7 protein-coding genes and 1 pseudogene are annotated in these 6,688 nt (G+C 66.4%); 1 reads left to right on the forward strand and 7 read right to left on the reverse strand.

Annotated features, from left to right (window positions below):
• On the reverse strand, positions 1–657 hold a 657-nt coding region (locus BN1136_RS15610; RefSeq protein WP_043808861.1), incomplete at its 3' end, for a ZIP family metal transporter.
• Between the two features lie 294 nt (positions 658–951).
• Between BN1136_RS15610 and BN1136_RS15615 the strand changes: the two genes are divergently transcribed.
• Positions 952–2,583, forward strand: coding sequence for a methyl-accepting chemotaxis protein (locus BN1136_RS15615; protein ID WP_043761468.1), 1,632 nt, complete (start codon positions 952–954; stop codon positions 2,581–2,583).
• A 73-nt stretch (positions 2,584–2,656) separates the two neighbouring features.
• On the opposite strand, the gene gloA is transcribed toward BN1136_RS15615, so the two are convergent.
• From gloA to BN1136_RS20430, 6 genes and pseudogenes are all read right to left on the reverse strand, one after another.
• The gene (gene gloA, locus BN1136_RS15620; RefSeq protein ID WP_043761465.1) at positions 2,657–3,070 is read right to left on the reverse strand and encodes a lactoylglutathione lyase; all 414 of its coding nucleotides are present in this window, start codon (positions 3,068–3,070) and stop codon (positions 2,657–2,659) included.
• A 95-nt stretch (positions 3,071–3,165) separates the two neighbouring features.
• Positions 3,166–3,807 (reverse strand): endonuclease III, encoded by a 642-nt coding sequence (gene nth, locus BN1136_RS15625; protein WP_043761462.1) that lies wholly within the window; start codon positions 3,805–3,807, stop codon positions 3,166–3,168.
• A 14-nt stretch (positions 3,808–3,821) separates the two neighbouring features.
• Positions 3,822–4,580, reverse strand: a complete 759-nt coding sequence (locus BN1136_RS15630) for an electron transport complex subunit E (RefSeq protein ID WP_043761459.1) — start codon at positions 4,578–4,580, stop codon at positions 3,822–3,824.
• Between the two features lie 16 nt (positions 4,581–4,596).
• The gene (gene rsxG / locus BN1136_RS15635; protein WP_043808852.1) at positions 4,597–5,229 is read right to left on the reverse strand and encodes an electron transport complex subunit RsxG; all 633 of its coding nucleotides are present in this window, start codon (positions 5,227–5,229) and stop codon (positions 4,597–4,599) included.
• Positions 5,230–5,263: 34 nt separating this feature from the next.
• Positions 5,264–6,316 carry an electron transport complex subunit RsxD gene (gene rsxD / locus BN1136_RS15640; protein WP_043808855.1) on the reverse strand — a complete coding sequence of 351 codons (1,053 nt, stop codon included), beginning with the start codon at positions 6,314–6,316 and terminating at the stop codon, positions 5,264–5,266.
• A gap of 3 nt (positions 6,317–6,319) precedes the next feature.
• Positions 6,320–6,688 (reverse strand): annotated as a pseudogene (locus BN1136_RS20430) (electron transport complex subunit RsxC); the annotation flags it as partial.

Consider the following 6,688-nt stretch of genomic DNA (forward strand, 5'->3'; position numbering starts at 1 on the left):
GTTGCCGCTCACCACCGCCAGCCCTTCGGGAATGTCCTGCAGGGCGATGGCGGTGGTGAGCGGCAACCCCACCGTCATGTCCCCCTGGGAGAAGCTGACGCCGATGGCCATGCCCTCCGGCAGGTTGTGCAGGGCGATGGCGAACACGAACAGCCAGACCCGGGCGCAGCTCTCGTGGCCGGGGCCGCAGGGGCCCGTCTTGTCGTGCTCGTGGGGGGTGAACTGATCCAGCCCCAGCATCAGCAGCACCCCGAGGGTCATGCCGGTCACCACCACGGCGGCGGCGAGAAAGCCGTTGCCGGTGATCCCCTCGGCCGCCTCCAGGCCAGGCAGCAGCAGGGAGAAGGCACTGGCGGCCAGCATCATGCCGGCCGCAAAGCCCAGCATGGCGTCTTCCACCCGCTGGGGGACGGCGCGCAGAAAGAGGGCTGGCAGGGCGCCCAGCGCCGTGGCGGCAAAACCGGCGGCACCGCCGAGGAGGCCGTAGCGCATGCTCGCCGTGATCTCGCCGGTCGCCAGCAGGGTGAGGCTCTGCAGCAGGAGCAGCAGGACGGCAGCCAGGGCGAGCAGCAGCCCGAGGGCGATGAGGGGGCGGGCCTGGATCTGCTCGCGCAGTTGAACGGACCAGGAGGGGCTGAGGGGCGACGCGTTGTCCATGGTGCCTCGGAATACGGTGATGGAGGAAGACGAGAGGGTCATTACATAACCTGGCCCCCCGTTTGTCCATGGCGTGGGGGCGATTGCGGCAATCGGCTCAAGTTCGTTGGCAATGTGGTCGCTCTGCTGACGGGCACCCCGCGCCGAGCCGCCTCGACCGGGGGCGGCGAGGGGAAGGGAGGGCCCTTTCCTTGCCTCGCCCGTCGTCATTTCCCGTCAGGAGTCTCGGGTCACCGCTTACACGGATGTGATCATTGTGTCACTGCGCACCGCAGTCGAGGATCACCAGCCAACATGTCTTACAAGGATCTCTCCATCGGCAAGAAGATTGCCGCCGTCTTTACGGTCATCGCCGTCATCAACGTCCTGTTCGGACTCTTTCTCGCCAGCGAGCTGCGCGGCGTGCGGGACAGGGTGCTGAACTTCACCGACTCCACCCTGCCGAGCGTGCTCTCGGTGGAAAACCTGCTCTACGACGTCTCCTATGTGCGCCGCGCCCAGTTTGCCCTGCTGATGGTGGAGGATGTGGCCGATCAGCAGGCCCGTCGCGGCCGCATTCGTGACAACGTGGTCAAGGTGGAGCGGGCCCTCGGCGCCTATGAGGCCACCGTGGGCGCCGAGCACGAGCGCCGGGCATTCGATCGGGTCAAGGGGGATTGGCTGCACTATCTGGGGGCGATCAACCGGGTGGATCGGCTCTTCTCTCAGGGGAACCTGGAGGGGGCCAGGGATGCGCTGTTCGCTTCCAATGGCGCCTACACCGAACTGGAGCAGTCGGTACAGGGCCTGGTGGAGGTGAATCTGGGCTTCGTGCAGGAGAACCGCGGCAGCCTGCTCGGCAGCGTCAACATGGTGACGAGCTTCGCCACGGCGAGCATAGGGGCGCTGCTGCTGTTCATGGGGGTGATGACCTGGTTCCTCACCCGCCAGATCTGCCGGCCGCTGCAGGCTGTGGTGGCCCAGGCCAACGCCATTGCGCAGGGGGATCTGACCCATCGGCTGGATCGCCAGCACATCGGCCAGGATGAGCTGGGCGCGCTGGCCAGGGCCTCCCTCAAGATGCAGGACAACCTGCGCGGGCTCATCGAGGAGGTCGCCGCCGCCGTGACCCAGCTGGGCACGGCCATCGAGGAGGTGAGCACCGTCTCCGAGCAGTCGGCCCGGGGGATCCAGAGCCAGCAGCAGGAGATCGCCCAGGTGGCGACCGCCATGGCGCAGATGAAGGCGACGGTGGCGGACGTGGCGGGCAACACCGAGTCGGCCTCCGAGTCCGCGAGCGCCGCCAATGCCCTGGCCCGTCGCGGCAACCAGGACGTGCAGGGGACCCTGGTGGCCATCACCCGGGTCGCCGAGGAGATGGAGCAGGCGGGCACCCTGGTGGCCGAGCTGGAGCGGGAGTCGGCCCAGATCAACCTGGTGGTGGACGTGATCCGCGGCATTGCCGATCAGACCAACCTGCTGGCGCTCAACGCCGCCATCGAGGCGGCCCGGGCCGGGGAGCAGGGCCGCGGCTTTGCGGTGGTGGCCGACGAGGTGCGCACCCTGGCGGGCCGCACCCAGGCCTCCACCGGCGAGATCGTCGCCATCATCGAGACCCTGCAGTCCCGTGCCAACCAGGCGAAGACGGTGACCGGCCAGAGCTGCGAGATGATCCGCCAGTGCGTGAGCCAGAGCGAGCGGACCGGCACGGGGATCCAGCAGATCGAGGAGGCGGTCGCCCAGATTGCCGACATGGCGATCCAGATCGCGAGCGCCTGTGGCGAGCAGGATGCGGTCTCCGATGAGCTGGGCCGCAACGTGGCGCGGATCAATGACTCCTCCAACGAGGTGGCGACCGGGGCGGATCACACCGCCCGCGCCTGCCTGGAGCTGAGCCAGCTGGCGGCGGGGCTGCACCGGACCATGGGGCGTTTCCGTCTGGCCTGAGGCCAGATTCAGCAACGAAAACGGGGCCAATGGCCCCGTTTTTTTGTCTCATCGCCTGGGCGGCAGAGCGTCTTCAGACGCTGGTGCCAAGGCCGGCGCCGGCATCTTTCTTGGCGATCAGCTCAATCTTGTAACCGTCCGGATCTTCGACGAAGGCGATGACGGTGGTGCCGCCCTTGACCGGGCCCGGCTCGCGGGTGATCTTGGCGCCGGCGGCGCGCAGGGCCTCGCAGGTACCGTAGATGTCGTCCGCTTCCAGGGCGATGTGGCCGTAGGCCGACCCCAGGTCGTACTCGCTCACGCCCCAGTTGTAGGTGAGCTCGATGACGGCCTCATCCTTCTCGTCGCCGTAGCCGACGAAGGCCAGGGTGTACTTGTACTCGCTGTTCTCGCTCTTGCGCAGCAGTTTCATGCCCAGCACACGGGTGTAGAAGTCGATGGAACGTTGCAGATCGCCGACGCGCAACATGGTATGCAGAATTCTCATTGCTCAATTCTCCGGGTTGGTGATTGGTACTGCCTTGAATCCATGGCCCGAGGCCCGGGTCCGCAAATGTCTGCACGTCAGGCGCGCCTTGCGGATCAGCTCTCGGGATAGACCTTCTCTTTGTATTCGCACAAGTCTTCAATGATGCAGGAGCCACAGCGCGGCTTGCGGGCCAGGCAGGTGTAGCGCCCGTGCAGGATCAGCCAATGGTGCACGTCCAGCTTGAACTCCGCCGGCACCACCTTGAGCAGCTTCTCCTCCACCAGATCCACGTTCTTGCCCACCGCGAAACCGGTGCGGTTCGACACCCGGAAGATGTGGGTGTCGACGGCGATGGTGGGCCAGCCGAAGGCGGTGTTGAGCACCACGTTGGCGGTCTTGCGGCCGACGCCCGGCAGGGCCTCGAGGGCCTCGCGGTTCTCCGGTACCTCGCCGCCATGGCGCTCCAGCAGGATGGTGCAGGTCTTGATGACGTTCTCGGCCTTGGTGTTGAACAGGCCGATGGTCTTGATGTACTCCTTCACCCCGTCCACCCCGAGGGCCAGCATGGCCTGCGGGGTGTTGGCCACGGCGTAGAGCTTGTCGGTGGCCTTGTTGACGCTCACGTCGGTGGCCTGGGCCGACAGCAGCACGGCGATGAGCAGCTCGAACGGCGTGGTGAAGTTGAGCTCTGTGGTGGGGTGCGGATTGTCGTCCCGCAGTCGCTCCAGGATCTGCCTGCGCTTCTGGTTGTTCATGACTCTCTCTTGTCTCAGAGCTGGGTGGCGCGGGCACCCGCGGCCGGCACGCTGCAGTGCGCCTTCTCGGTGCGCTGCTTGCGGCCCATCCAGTCGTTGATGGCATTCTTGCCGGCGATCATCAGGCCAAGGCCGATGAAGCCGCCAGGGGGCAGGATCGCCAGCAGCAGGCTGGCGTTGGCGTGGAACAGCTCGATGCGCAGGGACCTGGCCCAGTCCCCCAGCAGCAGCTCGGCACCGTCGAACAGGGTGCCCATGCCGATGATCTCGCGAAGGCCGCCCAGTACCAGCAGTACCAGGGTGAAACCCAGCCCCATCATGAAGCCGTCGATGGCGGCCAGCAGGGGCGGGTTCTTGGAGGCATAGGCCTCGGCCCGGCCGATGATGACGCAGTTGGTGACGATGAGGGCGATGAAGATGCCGAGCGCCTGATAGAGGCCGTAGGTGTAGGCGTTCATCAAGAGCTGCACGCTGGTCACCAGGGCCGCGATGATCATCACGTAGACCGGGATGCGGATGTCTTTCGGCACCCAGTTGCGCACCAGAGATACGGCCAGGTTGGAGCAGACCAGCACTGCCATGGTGGCAAGGCCGAGTCCCAGCGCGTTGGTGAAGGTGGAGGAGACCGCCAGGGTGGGGCAGAGCCCCAGCACCTGCACCAGAGAGGGGTTGTTCTTCCACAGCCCCTGCAGCATCAGCTCCTTGAGCTCTTCGCGGCGGCCCTGGCTCTCGCTGACCGGGCTCTGCCCGTCAATGACGTCGACTTGTTCCATTGCTTGTGCTCCGGCGTTAGGGGGTGGGGTCACAGGAGGGGGCATCCCGCAGCAGCTCGGGGTGCTCCTGTTGCAGCCTCAGCAGATTTTTCACCGCCTTGACCACGGCCCGCGGGGTGATGGTGGCCCCGGTGAAGGCGTCGAACTCGCCGCCATCCTTCTTGACCGCCCAGGTGGCGTCGTTATCGGCGGTGAGGAACTTGCCGGCGAAGCTGTCTATCCAGTTGGACTTCTTCAGCTCGATCTTGTCCCCAAGGCCGGGAGTCTCCTTGTGGGTCAGCACCCGGACCGCACTGACGGCGCCCTTGGCATCGGTGCCGACCACCAGACGAATGGCCCCACTGTAGCCGTCGGGGGCCACGGTTTCCAGTGCATAGCCGGTGTGCTCCCCCTTGAGGGTGGCGGTATAGAGCGGCATGGGCTGGTCGCTGCCAAGATAGGCCGGGCTTCTGACCAGCTTGCAGCTGGCTACCAGATCGTTGTCATAGCTGCCGGGCGGCAACAGGGCCTCCAGGGTACGCAGCTTCTCCAGCTCCTGCTGGTGGGCGATGCGATCCCGGGTCAGCTCGTAGGTCAGCACCACCATGGCGGTACAACCGAGGGCGAACAGGGCCAGGGTCAGGCCGTTCTTGCGCATGCTCTTTAACATTGCATGGTTCCTGAGAGTGGGAGTGGCATCCGGATCATTTGCGGCGGGCCCCGTAGACCTTGGGCCGTGTCAGGCTGTCGATGAGGGGCACGCAGAGGTTGGCCAGCAGCACGGCGAAGGCGAAGGCGTCCGGGTAGCCACCAAAGCGGCGGATGAGATAGACCAGCAGGCCGATGAGGGCACCATAGAACAGACGGCCCTTCGCCGTGGTGCTCGCACTCACCGGATCGGTGGCGATGAAGAAGGCGCCCAGCATGGTGGCCCCACTGAACAGATGCAGCATGGGGGTGGCGGTGCTGTCCGGCGTGGCCAGATAGCCCAGGGTGGCACAGATCAGCAGGGAGCCCAGCACGGCGGCCGGGATGCGCCAGTTGATCACCTTCTGCTGCAGCAGGAAGAGGCCCCCCAGCAGGTAGCCGAGGTTGACCCAGCTCCAGCCGATGCCGCCCCAGCCCTCGAACACCTTGTTGGTCATCACCTCGCTGGCGGTCAGCCCCTGGGTCAGCCCGGTCTTCAGGGTATCGAGCGGCGTGGCCATGGTCAGGCCGTCCACCCCCTGCTTGAGTTGGGCCATGCTGTAGCCGTCCAGGCTGAAGCCGGTGAAGATGACGGAGGCCGCATCGCCGAAGCCGATGTCATAGGCGGCGATGCCGGAGGGGGGCAACCAGCTCGTCATCTGGACCGGGAAGGAGACCAGCAGCAGCACATAGGCCACCATGGCGGGGTTGAACAGATTCTGGCCGAGCCCGCCGTAGAGGTGCTTGGCGATGATGACGGCAAAGGCAGTGCCGATCACCAGCATCCACCAGGGCAGCAAGGGCGGCAGGGAGAGGCCGATCAGCACGGCGGTGAGCGCCGCGCTGCCGTCCAGCAGGGCGGGCTTGATGGCCCGGCCACGCAGTCTGAGCACCAGCGCCTCGCAGCCCAGCGCGGTGACCAGCGCCAGCAGGATCTGGATCAGGGTGCCCCAGCCGAAGAACCAGGTCTGCGCCAGGAAACCGGGCAGGCAGGCCAGGATCACCAGCACCATCAGGGTCTGGGTCTGTTTGCGGTTGTGGGCAAAGGGCGCACTCGCGATATTGAACATGGGTCAGTGGCTCTTGTCGGTCGAAGAGGAAGGGGAGGACGCCGCGGCCTCGGCGGCCAGCTTCTTGGCCTTGGCGCGGGCGATGGCGGCGGCGATGGCCGCCTTCTTGGGGTCGACCTCGGCAGCAGGTTCGGCCAGGCTCGGGGCTGGCGCGGTGTGGCTTTCAGCCTCGCTCACCGCGCCGCCACCGGCGGTCTGGGCGGCTTTTTTGGCCTTGGCGCGGGCGATGGCGGCGGCGATGGCCGCCTTCTTGGGATCGACCTCGGCGGCGGGTTCGGCCACGCTCGGGGCGGTCTCTGCGCTGTTTTCTGTCTCGCTCACCACGCCGTCACCGGTGGCCTGGGCGGCCTTCTTGGCCTTGGCGCGGGCGAT

This window comes from Aeromonas taiwanensis (genome assembly GCF_000820165.1).
GTDB lineage: Bacteria > Pseudomonadota > Gammaproteobacteria > Enterobacterales > Aeromonadaceae > Aeromonas > Aeromonas taiwanensis.

Coding starts and splice junctions, on each gene's coding strand:
- BN1136_RS15615 (WP_043761468.1), top strand. CDS start 952: ATGTCTTACAAGGATCTCTCCATCGGCAAGAAGATTGCCGCCGTCTTT.
- nth (WP_043761462.1), bottom strand. CDS start 3,807: ATGAACAACCAGAAGCGCAGGCAGATCCTGGAGCGACTGCGGGACGAC.
- rsxG (WP_043808852.1), bottom strand. CDS start 5,229: ATGTTAAAGAGCATGCGCAAGAACGGCCTGACCCTGGCCCTGTTCGCC.
- gloA (WP_043761465.1), bottom strand. CDS start 3,070: ATGAGAATTCTGCATACCATGTTGCGCGTCGGCGATCTGCAACGTTCC.
- BN1136_RS15630 (WP_043761459.1), bottom strand. CDS start 4,580: ATGGAACAAGTCGACGTCATTGACGGGCAGAGCCCGGTCAGCGAGAGC.
- rsxD (WP_043808855.1), bottom strand. CDS start 6,316: ATGTTCAATATCGCGAGTGCGCCCTTTGCCCACAACCGCAAACAGACC.